General features: G+C 51.1%; 20 protein-coding genes. 14 read left to right on the top strand and 6 right to left on the bottom strand.

Annotated features, from left to right (window positions below):
* The 7 genes from GK091_RS09080 (at window position 1) to GK091_RS09050 (ending at window position 4,826) form a co-directional block, all read left to right on the top strand.
* Window positions 1-579, top strand: coding sequence for a MarC family protein (locus GK091_RS09080; RefSeq protein WP_164036542.1), 579 nt, complete (start codon window positions 1-3; stop codon window positions 577-579).
* A 5-nt stretch (window positions 580-584) separates the two neighbouring features.
* On the top strand, window positions 585-1,055 hold the full coding sequence (locus tag GK091_RS09075; RefSeq protein ID WP_164036538.1) for a pyrophosphohydrolase domain-containing protein: 471 nt from the start codon (window positions 585-587) through the stop codon (window positions 1,053-1,055).
* Between the two features lie 82 nt (window positions 1,056-1,137).
* The gene (gene cobT / locus GK091_RS09070) at window positions 1,138-2,151 is read left to right on the top strand and encodes a nicotinate-nucleotide--dimethylbenzimidazole phosphoribosyltransferase (RefSeq protein WP_164036536.1); all 1,014 of its coding nucleotides are present in this window, start codon (window positions 1,138-1,140) and stop codon (window positions 2,149-2,151) included.
* Between the two features lie 152 nt (window positions 2,152-2,303).
* Window positions 2,304-3,086, top strand: a complete 783-nt coding sequence (locus GK091_RS09065) for an adenosylcobinamide-GDP ribazoletransferase (RefSeq protein WP_262889177.1) — start codon at window positions 2,304-2,306, stop codon at window positions 3,084-3,086.
* 18 nt (window positions 3,087-3,104) lie between these two features.
* Window positions 3,105-3,764: an alpha-ribazole phosphatase family protein gene (gene cobC, locus GK091_RS09060; RefSeq protein WP_164036532.1), complete on the top strand. Its 660-nt coding sequence runs from the start codon at window positions 3,105-3,107 to the stop codon at window positions 3,762-3,764.
* Between the two features lie 8 nt (window positions 3,765-3,772).
* A complete protein-coding gene (locus GK091_RS09055) occupies window positions 3,773-4,315 on the top strand; it encodes a DUF6580 family putative transport protein (RefSeq protein WP_164036531.1) in 543 nt (180 codons plus the stop codon).
* A 145-nt stretch (window positions 4,316-4,460) separates the two neighbouring features.
* Window positions 4,461-4,826, top strand: a complete 366-nt coding sequence (locus GK091_RS09050; protein ID WP_164036529.1) for a DUF1304 domain-containing protein — start codon at window positions 4,461-4,463, stop codon at window positions 4,824-4,826.
* Window positions 4,827-4,938: 112 nt separating this feature from the next.
* On the opposite strand, the gene GK091_RS09045 is transcribed toward GK091_RS09050, so the two are convergent.
* Both GK091_RS09045 and GK091_RS09040 read right to left on the bottom strand, forming a co-directional pair.
* A complete protein-coding gene (locus GK091_RS09045; protein WP_164036527.1) occupies window positions 4,939-7,566 on the bottom strand; it encodes an MGH1-like glycoside hydrolase domain-containing protein in 2,628 nt (875 codons plus the stop codon).
* 46 nt (window positions 7,567-7,612) lie between these two features.
* A complete protein-coding gene (locus tag GK091_RS09040; RefSeq protein ID WP_164036525.1) occupies window positions 7,613-8,422 on the bottom strand; it encodes an SDR family oxidoreductase in 810 nt (269 codons plus the stop codon).
* Between the two features lie 834 nt (window positions 8,423-9,256).
* Between GK091_RS09040 and GK091_RS09035 the strand changes: the two genes are divergently transcribed.
* Window positions 9,257-9,862 carry a T9SS type A sorting domain-containing protein gene (locus GK091_RS09035; protein WP_164036523.1) on the top strand — a complete coding sequence of 202 codons (606 nt, stop codon included), beginning with the start codon at window positions 9,257-9,259 and terminating at the stop codon, window positions 9,860-9,862.
* Between the two features lie 182 nt (window positions 9,863-10,044).
* Here GK091_RS09035 and uvsE read toward each other — a convergent pair whose 3' ends face one another.
* The gene (uvsE, locus tag GK091_RS09030) at window positions 10,045-10,938 is read right to left on the bottom strand and encodes a UV DNA damage repair endonuclease UvsE (RefSeq protein WP_164036522.1); all 894 of its coding nucleotides are present in this window, start codon (window positions 10,936-10,938) and stop codon (window positions 10,045-10,047) included.
* 558 nt (window positions 10,939-11,496) lie between these two features.
* Here uvsE and GK091_RS09025 point away from each other — a divergent pair.
* Window positions 11,497-11,901, top strand: a complete 405-nt coding sequence (locus GK091_RS09025; RefSeq protein ID WP_164036520.1) for a hypothetical protein — start codon at window positions 11,497-11,499, stop codon at window positions 11,899-11,901.
* A 125-nt stretch (window positions 11,902-12,026) separates the two neighbouring features.
* Here GK091_RS09025 and GK091_RS09020 read toward each other — a convergent pair whose 3' ends face one another.
* Together GK091_RS09020 and GK091_RS09015 are read right to left on the bottom strand one after the other, a co-directional pair.
* The gene (locus tag GK091_RS09020) at window positions 12,027-12,479 is read right to left on the bottom strand and encodes an FKBP-type peptidyl-prolyl cis-trans isomerase (protein ID WP_164036518.1); all 453 of its coding nucleotides are present in this window, start codon (window positions 12,477-12,479) and stop codon (window positions 12,027-12,029) included.
* A 315-nt stretch (window positions 12,480-12,794) separates the two neighbouring features.
* Window positions 12,795-13,421 (bottom strand): thioredoxin family protein, encoded by a 627-nt coding sequence (locus GK091_RS09015; protein ID WP_164036516.1) that lies wholly within the window; start codon window positions 13,419-13,421, stop codon window positions 12,795-12,797.
* A 167-nt stretch (window positions 13,422-13,588) separates the two neighbouring features.
* On the opposite strand from GK091_RS09015, the gene GK091_RS09010 reads away from it, so the two are divergent.
* Genes GK091_RS09010 through GK091_RS09000 form a run of 3 tightly spaced genes read left to right on the top strand, consistent with a single transcriptional unit; the run spans window position 13,589 to window position 14,766 of the window.
* The gene (locus GK091_RS09010; RefSeq protein ID WP_164036514.1) at window positions 13,589-13,957 is read left to right on the top strand and encodes a PadR family transcriptional regulator; all 369 of its coding nucleotides are present in this window, start codon (window positions 13,589-13,591) and stop codon (window positions 13,955-13,957) included.
* Window positions 13,958-13,999: 42 nt separating this feature from the next.
* A complete protein-coding gene (locus GK091_RS09005; protein ID WP_164036512.1) occupies window positions 14,000-14,545 on the top strand; it encodes a hypothetical protein in 546 nt (181 codons plus the stop codon).
* A gap of 20 nt (window positions 14,546-14,565) precedes the next feature.
* Window positions 14,566-14,766, top strand: coding sequence for a hypothetical protein (locus GK091_RS09000; protein ID WP_164036510.1), 201 nt, complete (start codon window positions 14,566-14,568; stop codon window positions 14,764-14,766).
* On the opposite strand, the gene proS is transcribed toward GK091_RS09000, so the two are convergent.
* Entirely contained in the window at window positions 14,763-16,235 is a 1,473-nt protein-coding gene (proS, locus tag GK091_RS08995) for a proline--tRNA ligase (RefSeq protein WP_164036508.1), read from the bottom strand. The two genes, GK091_RS09000 and proS, sit on opposite strands and share 4 nt — an antisense overlap.
* 293 nt (window positions 16,236-16,528) lie before the next feature.
* On the opposite strand from proS, the gene GK091_RS08990 reads away from it, so the two are divergent.
* A complete protein-coding gene (locus tag GK091_RS08990; RefSeq protein WP_164036506.1) occupies window positions 16,529-17,839 on the top strand; it encodes a hypothetical protein in 1,311 nt (436 codons plus the stop codon).
* A 170-nt stretch (window positions 17,840-18,009) separates the two neighbouring features.
* Window positions 18,010-19,593, top strand: a complete 1,584-nt coding sequence (locus GK091_RS08985) for a porin family protein (RefSeq protein WP_164036505.1) — start codon at window positions 18,010-18,012, stop codon at window positions 19,591-19,593.
* Window positions 19,594-19,757: the final 164 nt, after the last annotated feature.

Genomic DNA, 19,757 nt, shown 5'->3' with positions numbered 1-19,757 from the left:
ATGTTCAACATAAAGGAAATTGCTTCAGTTACGCTCATCTTGTTCTCCGTTATCGACGTAATTGGCTCATTACCAGTTATTATTGATCTGCGCAAAAAAGTCGGCAAGATCGAATCCGAACGGGCAACGCTGGTATCGGGTGCGCTTATGGTCTCGTTCCTGTTCGTTGGCGAACGCCTACTGAAATTATTTGGCGTCGATGTTGCCTCATTTGCGGTAGCCGGTGCCCTGATTATCTTTCTGATTGGCCTGGAGATGATTCTGGGCCGCACCATTTTCAAACCCGACGAAACCAGTACGGGCGGAGCAACGCACATCGTACCCATCGCTTTTCCGCTCATTGCGGGTGCCGGGACGTTAACGACCATTATCTCCCTGCGCGCGGAATACCAGATCGTTAACATCATCGTCGGTATTGTACTGAATCTGTTCCTGATCTACGCGGTTCTGAAATCATCGGGCTGGCTCGAAACCCGGTTAGGATCAGGTGGACTGGCGGTACTTCGTAAAATCTTCGGCATCATCCTCTTGGCAATCGCCATTAAGCTGTTCAAAACCAACCTGATCGCTGATTTCTAAACAATATGCATTCACCTGATTCACTTACCCAGGTTGCGGAATTTCACCGCACCTTTCATGCCCCCGTTCTCGACACACCCCAAATTCCATCCGAATCCCGTTGTGGACTGCGGGTAGCGCTGCTGGCCGAAGAACTCGACGAATTTAGAGAAGCCATCGTCGCGGGTGACATTGTCGCGGTGGCCGATGCGCTCTGCGATTTACAATATGTTCTGTCTGGTGCGGTGCTGGAATTTGGCCTGGGCGATAAATTCAAGGCCCTGTTCGAAGAAGTTCAACGGTCGAACATGAGCAAAGCTTGCCTGACCGTCGAAGAGGCCGAAGCAACCGTAGCGCAGTACCAGGCGAAAGGTGTTGATTGCCACTATGTTGAATCAGACGGTAAATTCCTGGTCTACCGCGACGCCGACCAGAAAACGCTCAAGAGTATCAACTACTCCCCTGCCGATCTAGAAACCATACTAAACGTCGATTGACGAATATCTGAATAACCATTTTCGGTGATGCACTAGTACACGACGCATCACCGAAAATTGACTTTTTTTACCCTATCAACCGATGACGCTCACTTCATCACTCATTACGTTAGAAACGACCGTTCGCCAGCGCATCGATCATAAAACGAAACCACTTGGTGCACTGGGTCGGCTCGAAGAACTGGCCCTTCAAATCGCCTTGATCCAACGGACGGAGACACCCGCTCTCAGCAATCCGCACCTGTTGGTTTTTGCGGGCGATCATGGACTGGCGGCTGAAGGCGTCAGCGCTTACCCAGCCGACATTACCTATAGCATGGTCAGAAACTTCATCGCGGGCGGTGCGGCCATCAACGTGTTTTGCCGGCAGAATGGGCTGAACCTGTTAGTGTGCGATGTAGGCGTCAACGGTTCCTTCGAAGAAAACACCGATAACTTTGTAAAATATAAGATCCGGCCGGGCACCCGTAACATGCGCTACGAGGCTGCCATGACACCCGACGAATGCGAAGCGGCTATTGATGCCGGAAAAACGCTGGTCAATGGGGTTCAATACCGGGATTGCAACGTGATTGGTTTCGGCGAAATGGGCATCGGCAACACCGCTTCTGCCGCGCTGTTGATGCACCGCCTGACGAATCTGCCGCTGGAGCAATGCGTTGGTCGCGGGACGGGGCTTACGGACTCCGGGCTGGCTCATAAACGGTCGATCCTACGGGAAGTCGCTGATCAATACGTTCAGCTAACCGACCCCATGGCCATTTTGACGGCCATGGGCGGTCTGGAGATTGCGGCCATTGTGGGCGGTTTATTACAGGCCACCGAAAACGGTATGCTCATCCTAATCGACGGATTTATTGCCACGGCGGCTCTGCTGGTCGCCCATGCCCTTAACCCTGCCGTACGACAGCATTGTATTTTCTGCCATCAATCTGACGAGACCGGCCATCAGTTGATGCTCAACTTTTTAAATGCGCAGCCCCTGCTCACGCTTAATCTGCGACTGGGCGAAGGTACTGGGTGTGCCCTTGCCTACCCCATCGTGCAGGCTGCCGTCGGGATGCTGAATGAAATGGCCACGATGGACAGTTTATAAAAGCGGTATGTAATCGTATCACGGGTTTTAACCCGTTCGTGGCTGGGACAAGCGCTATTTGGCCCGTCAGCTTAGTCACTAAGACAAAGCGGGAGCTTGACTCAGCCACGTTTACATTGGCTCCACATTCGTCATAAACAAACCTTATCAAGTTGAGACTCTTCTTTACCGCCCTCATGTTTTACACCCGATTACCGGTGCCAAAATCGATCGATCACTCGGCGGAGGCCTTGAATCGGTCGACGGTATTTTTTCCGCTGATCGGCTGGATCGTGGGCGGGATTGGGGTTGGTATGTACTGGCTATGTACGCTACTGTTCCCGCCAACCTATTTACCGATTCTGTTCAGCATGATTGCTACGGTCTGGGTGACGGGCGCTTTTCACGAAGACGGGTTCGCTGATGTATGCGATGGCTTCGGCGGTGGCTGGACGAAAGAGAAAATTCTGACCATCATGAAAGACAGCCGTCTGGGAACCTACGGTACCATTGGTCTGGGGTTACTGTTGGCGGTCAAATTTTTCGCGCTGCAATCGATGCTGACCGTTGAATCGTTTGGGTGGGGGGTCGCGCTGAAGTACATTTCAGCCCATAGCCTGAGTCGGTTGACGGCCACAACGGTTATTCGGGCTCTGCCCTACGCCCGCGAAGACCTCGACGCTAAGGCAAAGCCCATTGCGCAGGGCATTACCGCTGGTCAGCTAACCATCGCGGCTATTTTCGGTTTACTACCCCTGATTGCACTGGTCGTGTATACAACCCTCTGGATCTATTTACTTTTCCTGATTCCGCTGGCTTTGGTTCGGTGGCGGCTCGTGTGGTTTTTCGGGAAGTGGCTCGGCGGCTACACCGGCGATTGCCTCGGTGCTACTCAACAAATTACCGAAGTTATTATTTACCTGTCGTTTGTTTCCTTACTCTGGGTCTCAGTCTGACCTATTCTCTTCTACCTTATGGACGTTTACCTGATTCGTCATACCGAAGTTGCCGTTGGGCGACGTGTTGCCTACGGACAATCGGACGTTGACCTTGCCGACACGTATGAAGAACAGCGGGATCGGCTGCTGGCTCATCTGCCCGGTGACGATCCGGCATGGCAACGTCCATCGGCTATTTTCTCTTCGCCACTAAGCCGCTGTCAGCGATTAGCCAGTGATCTGGCGGCTGCGTTTTCACCTGGGAGTCAGATCGAAACCGCACCGGGTCAGACTGCCGTTGTCGGTGAGCATCCGCTACCGGTGCAGTTCGATGACCGACTCAAAGAATTCTTTTTCGGCGATTGGGAAATGACCCCCTGGGCTGACATTGGTCGTGAGGTGCTGGACCCGTGGATGGCTGATTTCGTAAACGTCAGAACCCCAAACGGTGAGAATTTCAGCGATGTTTTCGAACGGGTTAGCGCTTTCTGGCAGGAGAAAATTCAGCCATTGGCGCAGGTGCAATCGTCTGAGCCCGTATTCGTTGTTTCGCATGGTGGCGTGATTCGGGCTTTGCTCTGTCTGTTTCTGGATTTATCTTTGCAGAATGCCTACCGTCTTAATCTCGACTATGGCGCGGTGACGAAACTCACAATCACGGATTCTTCGTACACGGTTCAATACATTAACCGCTGATAAATTTTATGAAATCACTGCAAATTCGTTTGGTTACCCTTACGGTCATTGTGCTGGTTACGGCGCTGTTTCGCCTGTTGCCCCACTGGCCAAACGTTACGCCCATTGCGGCTCTGGCGCTATTTGGCGCGGCAACGTTTGAACGGAAGTGGCTTGGCCTGGTTGCTCCGCTGGCAGCCCTGCTGCTGAGTGATGCGCTGATTGGCTTTCATAGTACGATGGGCGCTGTTTATGGGAGTTTTACGCTAATCTGGCTGTTGGGCCTGTGGGCACTTCGTCAACCGTCGGCGTGGCGCGTAGCGGCTACTTCGGTTGCATCATCCGTACTGTTTTTTCTGATCACGAACTTTGCCGTGTGGTACGGTAGCATGTACTATCCGCAGACACCAGCGGGGCTGATGACCTGCTATGTAGCGGGTATGGCGTTTTATAATGGTACGTCTTTCTTCCTGAACGGCTTACTGGGCGACCTGTTCTTTACTACCGTTTTGTTTGGTGGCTACTACCTGCTGCAACAACGCTTCACCGTATTAAGGCCAGCACGGGCATAACGACACACTACCCGTTTAGTGAAAGCCCTCCGATTGATCGGAGGGCTTTTTTTTATGGGACAACTCAGCCATTCGTCTGGGATTTAGCCTTACTTTCGACACATTTGCACAAACACGTCGCTCGATCATCCTGAACTCGCCAGCCATGAACGTAGTCTCCCAGCTTTTGATTGCGCTTGTCGCCATTGAACACCTGTATATCTTGTGGCTGGAAATGTTCGCCTGGACAACCCGGGGCCGTAAGACGTTCAAATCGCTGTCGCCTGAGTTGTTCGAGCCGACGAAGGCCTTGGCCGCTAATCAGGGCCTTTACAACGGGTTTTTGGCCGCCGGTCTGTGCTGGTCACTACTGATTGATGATTCGGTTTGGAGCCAAAACGTCGCCTGTTTCTTCCTGGGCTGCGTCATTGTGGCGGGGGTGTATGGCGCATTGACCGCACAACGTTCCATCTTTTTTGTACAGGCCCTTCCGGCAATCATCGCGCTTGCGTTCGTCCTATTGGCTCGCTAACAAACCGTAAATCTCTTTTTCGTGAGCAACAAGGGGCCCGCTAGCTTTTTAGCGGTCTCTGTAGCCTACGATCGTAAGACCAGCAGACGCACCAAAGCGTACTCATCATAAGCTACTTATTATATTTTCGGTCGATCAATTCGGCGACCAGTCCCGTCCAGCCCGTTTGATGACTGGCCCCTACCCCCCGTCCGTTATCACCATCGAAATACTCGTAGAATAATACGTAGTCGCGGAAGTGCGGGTCCTGGTATTTCGGATGTTGCCCGAACGTCGCCCGCTTTCCGGCTTCATCCAGTGTGAACAGGCTGATGAGCCGATTGGTCAGTTCATCGGCAACGGCCTTCATCGTAATCTGTTTTCCGGACCCAATGGGATATTCGACGGTAAAGTCATCGCCAAAATAATCGTAGAACCGATCGATGGATTCGATCATCAGGTAGTTCAAGGGCATCCAGACCGGTCCTCGCCAGTTACTATTACCACCAAACATACCGCTGTCACTTTCGGCGGGTGTGTACGTCAGCCGGAAGATTGTATTCTCCAGCGTAAACTCGTACGGCTGATCTTTGTAAATCTTGGACACGGCCCGGACACCGTGCGGGCTCAGAAATTCGGTTTCGTCCAGCACCTTACTGAGCAGCGATTTCAGGCGAAAGCCCCGGAGTAAGCTCAGCAGCCGTTTTTCACTTTTCCCGGTTTCAGTATACCGCGACACCTGACTATATAAATCGGGCCGGTGGTTCTGAAACCACTCCATACGCTCCAGAAAGGCCGGTCGAGTCCGCAGGGTTTTATCGTCCAGGATTTCGACCGCAAACATGGGAATCAGCCCCACCATTGTCCGAACCCGCATTCGTTTGACGTTTCCATCCGACATGCGTATCTGGTCGTAGAAAAAGCCGTCCTGTTCGTCCCACAGCCCCATACTTCCTTCACCGATGTTGGTCATAGCCCCGGCTATGTACAAAAAGTGATCGAAAAACTTGGTCGCCAGTTCGTCATAAACCGGGTCATGCTGAGCTAGTTCGAGCGCAATACGCATCATATTGAGAGCATACATCGCCATCCAGCTTGTCCCGTCGGCCTGCTCCAGATGACTCCCATCGGGCAGGATGGCATTACGATCGAAGACGCCGATGTTATCCAGACCCAGAAAGCCCCCCTCGAAAATGTTGTTCCCGGATTCGTCCTTGCGGTTTACCCACCACGTAAAATTGAGCATCAGCTTATGGAAAATGCCCCGCAGGAACCGAATGTCTTCTTCACCGGGTGGTTTTCGTTCCAGCTCTATGTGGTAGAGTCGCCACGCGGCCCAGGCATGAACGGGTGGATTTACGTCACTAAAGGACCACTCGTAAGCAGGAAGCTGGCCGTTCGGGTGCATGTACCACTCGTTGGTGAGCATCATGAGCTGCTGCTTGGCAAAACCCGGGTCGATAATGGCGAACGTAACGCAGTGAAACGCCCAGTCCCAGGCCGCATACCACGGATATTCCCATTTGTCGGGCATCGAAATAACACCCGCGTTGATCAGTTGTAGCCAGGTGTGATTGCGTCCTCTCGCTCGTTCGGGGGGCGGTGGCGGACTGTTGGGATCGCCGGACAGCCACCGCGTCACATCGTAGTAATAATATTGCTTACTCCAGAGCATCCCGGCAAATGCCTGTCGCTGCACGAGCTTTTCATCATCCGTTGCCTGATCGGGATGGATTTGTTCGTAAAATGCATCGGCTTCGGTTTTGCGTTGCGCCAGCGTTGCGTCATGCTCAGCGAATGGATCGCTCACGCCAGCCGCTTCCAGGCGGAGCCGAATCGTTGTTGACCCGCCCGCTTCAATCGAAACGGTGTAGTGAGCAGCCGCTTTTGTGCCCACTTTTTCCGGATTGACGGTATCCGATCCGTACAGAACGTGATCATTGATGCCATCTTTTGGATAACGCGCCCCAGTATGGGTGTTGTAGAGCCGAGCCAGGTTACTTTCGTTGTCGCAAAACAACCAATCGGGTTGCCCTTCAGCGTGGAGCACGTACCGACCCAACTGCGACTGCTCAGCCAGGACCGAACCGTCGGGCTGAAGAGACAGCCGAGGATGTAGGCTCGGCACACCGTCGGAGTCGTCACCCCAGATCCATGTATTGCGGAACCACAGCGTGGGCAAAACGTGCAGATCAGCCGCTTCGGGCCCTCGATTGTTAATGGTTACGGTCATGAGCACATCCTGCGGACCCGCTTTGGCGTATTCGACCACCACATCGAAGTAGCGATCCTCATCAAACAGACCCGTATCCAGCAGTTCAAATTCCGGGTCCTGGCGCGTGCGATTTCGATTTTCGGCAAGCAGCCGCTCGTAGGGATACGCGACCTGGGGATACTTGTACAGCATCCGCTGGTACGAATGCGTCGGTGTATTATCGAGGTAGTAATACAGTTCTTTGACATCTTCCCCGTGATTCCCTTCGGCGTTGGTCAGGCCGAAGTATCGCTCTTTCAGGATAGGGTCTTTTCCGTTCCAGAGTGCCAGCGCCAGACAAAGCTGCTGTTTGTCATCACAAAAGCCAGCAATGCCCTCTTCACCCCACCGATAAGTGTAGCTGCGGGCCATGTCATGGGTGGTGTAGTTCCAGGCATCGCCATTGGCACTGTAATCTTCCCGAACAGTACCCCACTGGCGGTCAGAAATATAGGGACCCCACTGTCGCCAGGCGGGGTCCTCTAAACGTTGTTGTTCGGTGGTCAACGGATGAAAGCTATAGGATGGATGAGTGGTAATGCAGGCCTATTGTTTATCCCCCGTCGGAAAATCCTTCCAGTACGGTCATACCGCCATCGATAAAAATACTGGCTCCCGTAATGTAATCAGACAGGTCGGATGCGAGGAATACTGCCAGATTGCCAATGTCCTGCGGCTGACCAATCCGGTTGTACGGAATCAAGGTCATCAGGCTGTTCAGGGCTTGTGGTGTTTCCCAGGCTCCCTTATTGATGGAGGTTTGGATAGCACCCGGACAAATGCTGTTGACCCGAATCTTACGATCACCGTATTCCTGGGCCAGCGTCTGCATCAGCAGCTTGACCCCTCCTTTGGAGGCCGCGTAGTTGGCATGGCCCGCCCACGGAATCGTTTCATGCACAGAACTCATGCAGATAATTTTTCCTGTGGCAGCCGACACCTCCGGACGTGGTCCCCGACGCAGAAATTCACGGATAGCGGCACGGGCGCACAGGAACTGGCCTGTTAGGTTGACATTGATCACGGTGTTCCATTGCTCCAGCGTCAGGTCTTCAAATTTCGCATCACGCTGGAGTCCGGCATTGTTGACCAGAATATCGATGGTTCCGTACTGAGCGATCACATCGGCAAACATGCTGGTTACCTGATCTTCCTGACTTACATCGCATTGCGCAACACGACCCTGACCACCTGCATCCGTAATTTCTTTCAATACGGCCTCAGCGGCTGGCTTGGTCGCGTCAACGGGATAATTGATTATAACGGTAGCGCCGGCACCTGCCAGTGATTTGGCAACACCCGCGCCAATGCCACTACTCGCACCAGTAATTAAGGCAATCTGTCCTTTAAGTACGCTTTCCATGAGAAATAGATCGATTTTGTTATCAGCAAACTAGAAAGTTTAGATGATGATGCTGAGCCGGGGGCTGTTTTCATTCTATTGCCCATTTTCCTACTAGTTTAGAGGGCTCATTAAGCAACCTTCGCTTGTTTAACCTCATCCTACCGACTCATGTTTACAACCAAACGCGTTCCATTCCACATTGTTTTTCCCTTCACCTGACGGGCTGTTCTTCTATTTATCGTCTATTCGACGCTTTTCTGCCCGTTTTCTTTGCTGGCTGCCTACCAACTCCTCATCGTGCTTTTGTAATCCGAACGGCCAACACAATAAAAACCGTGGGCGATACAAGTGGAGACCCGTTTGGGGAATTCTGTCGACTATGTACCGATGACAAGCCTACCGAACGCGAATCATCGATACCAGGCCGATACACTCACTGTAACTTATACCCTCTTGCCATGATTCGCTGCCGGCAAAGTCGTGGTCTAATGAGACAAACCCAGTTCGAAAACGTCCTTTGGCCAGTCAACTACAGCTTACGAATAGCCTAAGCAGCTATCGGTTCCAGTGTCAGGCCCGACGGTCGTTTTTCGACCCAATTGCACTTTGCGCATGAAAACTAGGTGTAAAAAAAAAGAGAATCCTAAAAATTAGAATTATTAGAAAAATACAACTCATACGCAATTTACAGGGACTTATTGTACTATTCCAACAAATGCCTGACTATGTCAATAACGAATTGACTTTTTAGATGAAGTTTTCTTAAATCTCTGGTAATCAGCCCTACTTCTCTTGCACATGATGTCATTAGGCGCACACCTTTGTTGCGGTAAAACATAAATTTCAAACCAAATGAAACAGTTCCGTTTATCTATTGCTGTACTACTTTCAGTATGGAGTCTGGCAGGCATGGGAGATGCTAAAGCCGACAATGGTGCAGGAGCGAATGGGGTGAAAATTGAGAAGTCCGAACAAAAGAAAGTACGCTTTTATACACAGACGGCAACGCCGATTGACGTGGCAATTATAGACGCCGACGGCAATATGCTCTACCGTGGAGTTATTTCCAGGAATAAACAGGGATCGACTTCGTTCAACCTGAACGGCCTCCCCGATGGTCAGTATTTCCTGACGGCGGGTAACAATGCCTGGTGGTTGTCGCAGGGCTTAACGATCAAAGGCAATGCCCTGAACATCGACGAAAGCAAGCTGCAACAGGTTATGGAGCCTACGGTATTGGCTTACGAAAAGAACAAGTTTGAAGTGAATCTGCCGGCGAAGAACGTAGAGGAAGCGAACGTCGCTATCTACGATGCGCAGAATGTGCTGGTTCAAACCGATTCGTTCAAAGGTACGGCTCGTCGGTTCGACTTATCGGGTCTACCCGACGGTGCCTACACATTCGTGGTTGGTCCCAATCAGAAGCAGTTTTCGACACGTGTTGCCATCAAACACTAAACGGCTGACTGGCAGCGCGATTAGCATTCGGTTTAGTTAGTACGCTTTGTATACCTCAAGTGACCAAACTTTTCGGACAAGTTCGGTTGCACCCGATTCTACAGGCCCGCTGTGCTCTCACGAACGCAGCGGGCTTTTTTGTATGAAACGTTCACGGCAGTCGTGGTGGAGTTCTTCCTCACTTAGGCTAGCAATCCCCTGAGTCGAAGGATAGCAAGCTCCTTCATTTTGGATTCATAGACAATATCAACCTCTTTTCCGTAGGTGTTCACCGCCGAATAAAGCCAGTCGGCGTGGGCTTCGCGCCGGGCTTTTGGGTCTTCCCGCTCCTGTCGCGAATCAGAGTAGTGAAAAACAGGTCGTACGTCCCACGTGCTATACGCCGTCAGGAACGCTTCCTCTTCCGTTTGCTCGCCGGGATTCAGGGAGTGGTGAAAATAGTCGAAAACAATGGGCGTGCCGATCGCTTCGTAAACCGGAACCAGATCGGTGACAGTATATAGGCTTACGCGGTCATCGTTCTCCACCGTCAGGCGGGCGCGCAAATTCTCGGACAGTAACGCAAAGTTTTTGATGAATCGAGCCAGCGTAGCTGATTTATCGCCGTACGTTCCACCCGCGTGGATGTTGATCTTATTCCAGTGTGATGGCGGTAGACCCATCAGATCGAACACTGACGACTGGTATTCAAGGTCTTTAATAGTATTGGCGAGCACGTTTCCCTGACCGGCCAGGTGATTAAACGGGCCCGGATGAAACGTCAGCCGAATGGGTCGACTACCGATCTCCTCCAGCGTTTCGCGGATTTCCGGGTAGTCGGGTAGCTGCGAAATCTGGTATTCTGATGCCCACGGGAATAAATCGGACGAGATTCGAAACAGCCGGAAGCCATTCTTAAGGTTCCAGTCTACGATTTTCAGTAGATCCTGCACATTTTTCTGAGCCAGTTCCGAGGCATACACAATACCTTTTTCGGTAAATGTCTTTTTGATCATTCCCCGATTGGTCGTCACCTTTTCGGCTTGCAGGCTCAGATTAATGCAGGCATAACCAACGTTGAGTGTTGTCTGATTCATGGCGCTTAAACCATAAATACCGTTGGCAGGTTTTCAATTACGACCGTTCGTACAAAAGTCAGCCGTTTATAGTGACAATACCCTGACGTCTTTTTAAATTACAACATAGTTTAGTTCACTCGCATGAAAAAACGCTGTCAATACCTGACCTTTTGATTCTGTTCGTAACCGGTTCGGTTACACTTCACGGATCACCGATAATCCTTGAGTACCAAGTCCGCTACAGCACGTGACAATCCACGAAAACAGGCTACACGCTTTATCCCATCCAACGAAAACGGGTGCACAGCAGGTCACCCCGTTAAACCCGATCTACCACCATTCAATTAGCACCCAGTGAATTCAGTACCACTATCCAGCGTTGCACCTAACATTCCTAGTACCAGTCAGCTCACTAACTTCTTCTAAAACGTAAAAAAAAGCCTCACTCCCGTTACCCGGTCTATATCAAACCGTCACAGGCTCGCTCGTGATGCATCATAGACTAGCGGAAAGGCGTACCTGAAATAGAACGTATAACTTGCTCCAAACTAATTCGGAGCCACACAGATACCGTTTATGGAAGATTTCACTCCTGAACAAATCGTCAGCATTGCAAATGGCTATCGATTGATGGCCCGCACCCTGAACGAATTTCAGGTGATGCATTGGCCAGCGTTTACGCACGAGCAACAGCTTGACCTGAATGCCTACCAGAATAGCCTGCTTAACCGGGCGCAGGATTTACAGACACAGGCGGTTCGTCCAGCCTTTAATCAAGCCAGCGAAATGGCTATGGCCATTCGGCGGGCAACGGATGATGCAAAATCAGGCCTTCGGCACATCCGAAACCTGACGATAGCGCTCAACGTCGGTGCGATAACCGTTGCGCTGGCTGCTTACGTAGCCCGGGCCAATCTGCGGGGTATCCAAACGGCGCTTCGAGAGCTTGGCGACTTACTGGCAATGGATAAAGAAGACTGAGACGATTCAGCTTGGGAACGAGTAGAGACGCATGGATAACTAAAATTGGGTAAACAGGTGATTGGTTACAAGGTGGACTCACCCGTTACGCGATCACTTGTTTACCCAATCGACTACTTACTCAATTACAGAATCAAGCCAGACGGCGACTTTACACCGACCAGTTCGACATCGAACACCAGTTCCTGACCGGCCAACGGATGGTTGGCATCCAGTGTTACGTTCGTTTCTGTCAGGTCACGAACAATCACCGGAATGGGCCGTGGATTACCATCTTCGTGCATGTTCAGCGTCATGCCTACTTCAAGCGGAATATCGTTTGGAATATCGGAGCGGTTCAAGGTGAAGATCATCTCTTCGTTCGCGGGGCCATAAGCGTCTTCCACCGGAATATTGATGGTTTTTCGTTCGCCCTGGTTCATCCCGGCTACGCCTTCGTCGAAGCCTTTGATGACCTGACCACTACCAACGGTAAACTCCAGAGGGGTGCGGCCCTCCGATGAATCAAATACGGTTCCATCGGGTAGAGTGCCGGTATAATGCACCTGAACGGTATCGCCGGATTTTGCCTGTGCCATAATTACACTACTGTTTAGTGAATACTAATCCAAAAGTACAGAACCATTACAGAACGGTTCGTGTCAACATGTATAATCGGAGTGAACGGTGTTTTAACTACCGGTAGCTGAAGCCGCCCAGTTTTTCTAAGCCGCTTCCTGCTCCACTCCATACCCCAAAAGAACAACAAATAGGCAGGGTTGTTTCGTAATTGCCCGTTTTGTCATCTTCCTCTCCTTCACACAATACGTTCTGCCGTTTCGTTCCTGCTCATGATCACGTTGATGGGAAACCAGCTGATCAACGAAGTTTCATCGACGAACAAATCAGCGCACTTACCGGATAGCCCGCCATGCCGTTATGAGTTCCAGAAATTCGCGCTGTATCGCTTGAGTGCGGTCATCATTATACCACCGCTGGAGCTTTTCGGCCAGTTCAGGGAAAGGCATCTTGTTTTGCCACTCCGTGAATAACACCTGCAACTGGGCCGGGCGCGGTCCCCACGAACCCAGCTCTTTCAGATCGGTCGTGCGTACACAGATAAGCTTGGGAATTGATTTGCCACCGTTTGTCAGGTAGGCATTGATAAGATCAGGGTTTTTGTCCCGCAATAGGAAACGAATCGACACCTGTGGCGATTGCTCGGCCATATGATGCAGCACCGGAATCGATTGAGCAGCATCGCCACACCACGATTCAGTCAGAACGAGCCAGGTCCAGGGTTCAGCTATCCCGGCCAGTGCAGCCTTTAATTCCGTCGTGAGCGCCGTCAATTTATCTAACCGGTTCATCCGGTGAATATTCAGTTTGGCATAGCCCAGAATTTCGGGCGTGTTGTAGCTGGGCGCTTCCGATGTTGTGCGACTCTGCGCCAGCAGTTCATTGGAAAGAGCAACATATTGCTCATACGTATAAGCCGAAGCCAGTAGCTCCGGTGTGATGATTGACGATTGTGTTGACATAAGTAAATGGTTCCGTATCACCCTCGCAACATGTAGCCCAATCCGTTTCGTTCGCCACGCGTAAGCGAACAAGTAGTGTTTCGCGAATTAATTTCGGCATTTCTTGTATATATTGGTTTCTTACATATATTTACAGCTAAATAAATCACGTTTTTCGGGTTAGTACTATGGATGCAACAGGCAATGAATTTCTTCGGGGTACGCTTAAAACAATCGTCCTGAAGTTACTGGCTGAACAATTGCCAGCGGGCCAGGGCAGAATGTATGGCTATGAGATTACGCAGGCCGTTAAGGAACGAACGAAGGGTGAAATAACGCTGACGTTTGGCGCGCTCTATCCCGTATTGCATAAACTGGAACAGGAAGGCTTTCTGGTAACGGATACCGAAGAAGTGGAGGGCCGCCTTCGTAAGTACTATTCCCTCACACCAACGGGCACCCAGGCAGCCGCCCAAAAAGTATCTGATTTTGAACGGTTTATGGAAGCCATGCGCGTCCTGCTTTCTCCGTTACCCAATCTGGCTACAGGCCACTGATCAACGCCTACATCAATTTAACCAATAACCGAAGACAGTGTCATGGAAAAACTCAGCCCGCAACAACTGGCAACGTTGCACAATCACCTGATCCATACTGGTTCTACCGACGTTCTGATCAACGAATTGATCGACCACCTTGCCTGCGAAGTAGAACACTATATGTGGATTGGCTTACCGTTCGATACCGCATTGAAAACCGTTCTGGAACAGGCGAATCTGAAAGCGGTCCGGCACCTGCGCGACACCTATTCAACCGAGCTGGCCATGACCGACGAACAGCTTCGTGAGGCCAGTCTGGATGATATCGTGTTTGAATTTCGCAACAAGTCCTACGGTGCCTACGATCTTCGACGCGCCTATCGGTCTACCCTTCGCAATGCCTTCATCATGACCATCAGTCTGTTTATGATGCTGATGGCCATCATGGATGGCCTAAGTCACCGGACCTGGTCCTACCTGAGTCCGTGGGGTGCCGTATGGCTGGTCGGTTTGTGTGGCGTAACATACGTTGTTGTCAACTGGTATACGCACTACGAACGGCAACAGGCATTACCGATACGGAAAACGCTTACCAATCACGCCTGAAACACGACTACTTCCTATTCATGTTGCATGATCCGTTGACGCAACGGATCATCACAGTCCGCATTAAAGACAAACGATTTACCCTTCAGCGAATACTACTAACCGTATTTGTACCTATCGTTTCAGGCATCGATACGGTTAACGGATTGTCAAAACGAAATCATTCCAGCTCCCCTTCGTTGCCGGGCGGAGCTGGAATGATTTCGACGTTCATTGCTTAATAAGCGCGGGCAAACACAACCCGCCCTTTCGACGGTTTACCCGAAAAGATATCAACACCCTCTTCTGGCTCCTGATCGAACGGAATACAGCGAATCGTGGCTTTGGTCGCTTCCTTAATCGCTTCTTCGGTTTCAGATGTCCCGTCCCAGTGCGCCAGCAGGAATCCCCCTTTTTCGAGTTGTTCCTGAAACTGCCCGAACGTATCGACCTTGAATGTGTTGTCCGTACGGAACGCAAGTGCCTTGTTATAGATCGTCTGCTGAATGTCGTCGAGCAACGTTTTGATGCGCTCGGTCAGGCCATCGAACGGTACGGTCTCTTTGGTTTTCAGATCACGACGGGCAATTTCAACGGTACCGTTTTCGAGATCACGACCACCCATCGCCAACCGAACCGGAACGCCCCGAAGTTCATATTCCGCAAATTTCCAGCCGGGTTTGTTCGCATCCGAGTCATCGTATTTAACTGAAACGCCCGCCTTCCGCAACTCCTGCACCAGCGGTTTAATTTTAGCCGAAAGCTGTTCAAGCTGTTCATCAGTCCGATAAATAGGCACGATAACGACCTGTATCGGAGCCAGTTTCGGCGGTAGCACCAGGCCGTCATCGTCGGAGTGCGCCATAATCAGCGCGCCCATCAACCGCGTGGAAACGCCCCACGACGTACCCCACACGTAATCCAGTTGGTTCTGTTTATTAAGAAATTGCACCTCGAAGGCTTTCGCAAAATTTTGCCCTAAAAAGTGCGACGTTCCGGCCTGAAGTGCCTTACCATCCTGCATCATGGCTTCGATACACAGCGTATCGTCAGCGCCGGCGAAACGTTCGTTTGCCGTTTTAGTGCCGCGAACAACGGGCATTGCCATCCACTCTTCGGCAAACGTAGCGTACACGTCGAGCATCTGGCGCGTTTCGGCCTGTGCTTCCTCGGACGTAGCGTGGGCGGTGTGCCCTTCCTGCCACAGAAATTCGGATGTACGCAGAAAAATACGCGTCCGCATTTCCCACCGAACGACGTTAGCCCACTGGTTCACCAGCAGCGGCAAATCGCGGTACGACTGAATCCAGTTTTTATACGTGCTCCAGATCACCGTTTCGGAGGTTGGCCGTACGATCAGTTCTTCTTCGAGTTTGGCTTCCGGATCGACGATCACGCCCGAACCGTCTTCCGCGTTTTTGAGCCGGTAATGGGTGACAACGGCACATTCTTTGGCGAATCCTTCTACGTGTGAGGCTTCTTTGCTCAGGAACGATTTAGGAATAAAGAGCGGAAAATACGCATTGGAGTGGCCCGTTTCCTTGAACATATCGTCCAGTGCCCGCTGCATTTTTTCCCAGATCGAAAAACCATAGGGTTTGATAACCATACAGCCACGAACGGCTGAGTTTTCGGCCAGATCGGCCCTCTTAACTAACTCATTATACCACTCGGAGTAGTTTTCACTACGGGACGGAATTGCTTTTGCCATGATGAGCTGTGAAAAAAAAGAAGATAATTTACGACTGAGCGGAGAGCAGCAAAAATCCTGTGAATGAGAAATTTAGCTACCATTCGTTTCTTTTTACTACGCCGATCAGCCTGCATTTTGACTCTTTTTTTCCAACGTGATTAAACCTTGATGAATAAAATGGAATCTAATATATTGAAAACTTGCAAAGATAGGTTTTTGCTCTATTTTTGTAATCAAACGAGTCAATCCTTTGTTATAGGTTTAGTACCATGTACCGAAGAGCCTTTATTACTTTTTAATTCCCTGGCCAAATGATAACGCAACAAATGTACCGATACCTGTCGCTGGCCGCGCTACTGGGGATCTGGAGCTGCTCAACCAGCCAACGGACCGCCCAAAATGCCGGTGAAGTGGACGATTTGTATGGCAACTCCGGCAATGCCGCTGTATACGCCAGCAACTCATCCGACGCGTCGTCGGTTGCTCCGCTGAGCTCGCGTCAGCAACGGCAGCAACAACGCTCGCTCCGGAACGCCAACCCTGACTATAACGACGAACAGCAGGGGTTGAACAACAACACCGACGAATACTACGCTGATCTGAGTACCCGTAAACTAAATCGGGGCATATCGCCCGATCCGGGTTGGACTGACAACAGCAGCAATAGTTATAACTCTGGTTTCGTCAACGGCTACAATGCTGCGTCGACCTCAGCATATAGCTGGAATCGCTGGGGATTCAACAATACAGGATTTTATAGCGGTTTGGGTCTTGGCATGGGCATAGGCTCATTTGGCTATGGCTTCGGTAGTCCATTCTACTCGCCGTTTGGCTATGGTGGGTACGGTGGCTCATTTGCTTACAGCCCATTCTATTCGCCGTTTGGTTATGGCGGATACGGTGGCTTCGGTGATCCGTTCTACAGCCCGTATGGGTACGGTGGCTACAATTCCTTCTACTCGCCATTCGGTTACGGATATGGTGGTGGCTATGGCGGTTATTACGGGGGGTACCCAGCCGTTGTTGTAACGGGTGCTGATCCATACCGGACCAACCGGACGTACGTTCGGAGTGGAGCCCGCTCGTCGGGTAACTACGTGTCTGGTTTCGACAATTCGCCACGGAGCTACAATCCAAACGGTGCTCGCAGCGGATCGGCCAGTTCGTCGAACCGGTCGTCAGGTAATGGCAACTATTATGCACGTCCAAGCAACAACAGCCGGGGCAGCTATTACTACGACAATAGTGCGAGTGGTAATGGTCGTGTAGGCAGCAACAATGCAGGCAACGCAACAAACACGGCTCCTGCTTACAGCAGTGGTAACGATTACTACGCTCGTCCCCGCACCAACAGCCGGGGCAGCTATACACCTTCGGGCTCAAATTCGGGTGGAGGTCGCAGTAGTTATCAGTCGCAGTCGCAGCAGAGCTACCAACAGCCTTCTTACCAAAGTCAAAGCCGTGGCAGCTATCAGCAGTCGCAACCAAGCTATCAGCAATCACAGCCAAGCTACAACAGTGCCCCAAGCCGTACGTTCAGTGCGCCTAGTGGTGGCGGTGGTGGATTCTCCGGTGGTGGTGCCAGTCGTGGTGGTGGGGGCGGTGGTCGTGGACCCCGTTAAACTAGTCTTAAATCGAAAAAATTTAGATCCCGCTGATAGCTTATCAGCGGGATTTTTCGTTGTTATGTTTACGTTTTAACCACTACTTTTTGATCAATTTGGTTAAACGTTTTACAGGGACGTCACTCTAACAACAAAAGTGGATTTCGCTGGTTTAATCGCATATGCACATGAATACAAAGTTTCTTCTCTCAGCCTTTTTGGTGAGTTGCGCGGGGCTGGCCTTCGGGCAGGGGCCGGCTGCCGACTATGCCGATGATGCCTTCCGTTTCTCCGATTTCTCGCAAAGTGGTACGGCCCGTTTTCGGGGTTTGGGTGGTAATCAGACGGCGCTCGGTGGTGATGCCAGCAACCTGTTCGGCAACCCGGCTGGTCTGGCGTTCTATAACCGCTCCGAATTGAGCATCAGCCCGTCGTTCAATCTGGTCAATAATCAAAATACGTTTCTGGGAACCCAAACGAGCAGCAACGGCGGCAAGCTGAACGTCGGGCAGCTAGGGCTAGTTCTGGCGGGCAGTTCCAGCAACGAACGGCGCTGGCGTCGAACGGCTTTCGGCGTAACCTATTCGCAGTCGACCAACTTCTACGACAAGATCGATGCGCGCGGCACAAACCGGAACCCAAACTCGTCTATTGCGCAAGTGTATGCCAACAATGCGACAGCCGGCAATTACAGTGAGGCTGCGTTAAGTGATGACTGGGATCCGTCAAATAATACGGTTAGCTTCACCGAAGCGGGTGCTTATGGACTCTATCTGATCAACCCGACAAACCTCGGTACCAATGGATCAGGACCGCCTTATACCCGCCTTGCCAGTGATGCATCAAAGGCGAAAGATCAGCGGGCCACGTTGAATCGTTCAGGTACGCACTCGCAATGGACCGTTTCTTACGCCGGGAATCTGGATGACAAATTATACATCGGTGGGTCGATCGCCCTAACCCGGTTGCGGTACTCGTCGGAGTACACATTCCTTGAAGCTCCGATAAATGGTATAGATTTTGCAAACTACAGTCAGATCAACCGGTTCGACGTAACGGGCAACGGCATCAATGCTACCTTGGGGTTGATCTACAAACTTAGCAATGATTTGCAGGTTGGTGCTACCTTAACGTCCCCGACGTTCAGCAGTGGGCACGAAGCATTTGCTCAGACACTGGCGGTCAATCTCGCGCAAAACTCGAATATAACGCTAAGGCGTCCAAACACAGTTAATGTTACCTCGCCTTATGATAACTTCGATTATTCGCTGCAAACTCCGTTGCGGGCGTCGGGTGGTGCTACGTATTTTCTGGGCAAAGGGAAGATCGGGTTCATCACGGCAACGGCTGAATACGTCGGGTACAATGGTATGCGGGTACGCACATCCTACTTCGACGCTCAGCAGGATAACACCGATTTTAAAAACGATGTCAAGCAGGTTGTTCGGTCCACTTACCAGAACGTAGTCAATTTGCGGGCGGGTGCTGAAATCCGGGCGGGTCTTTTGCGGCTGCGTGCTGGCGTCGGTTATTTACCGAGCGCGTATAAAATCGATCTGGATCGGGTGGCTCGTGGTGACCGCGACAAATTGCTCTTGTCGGCGGGTCTTGGCGTTCGGAATGATCGTTTCTTCGCCGATCTATCTGGTTCTTACCTAACGTATAAAACGGGTTTTACCGCGTTCCAGCTTCCTAACGAATCCGATACGCCAACCGTTGCTACCAGCAATCGCAATACCAACGTAATGCTTTCGTTCGGGGTATTCTTTTAACAAATAACGGTGCAATAAAGAAGGCCATTGACGAATCTCTCCACAGATGAGATTCGTCAATGGCCTTCTTTATTGGTATAGGGTACTAGTCTATGGTGTCAGTTCACGTTCGAAAGAAAAGCTTCACCTTCAATCAGACAAGAAACCGATTGGTGTTCACCCGG

It is taken from the genome of Spirosoma agri (assembly GCF_010747415.1).
GTDB classification, from domain to species: Bacteria; Bacteroidota; Bacteroidia; order Cytophagales; family Spirosomataceae; genus Spirosoma; species Spirosoma agri.
Note: the sequence above shows the minus strand (reverse complement) of the source record. Positions and strands in the feature narration are given on the sequence as shown.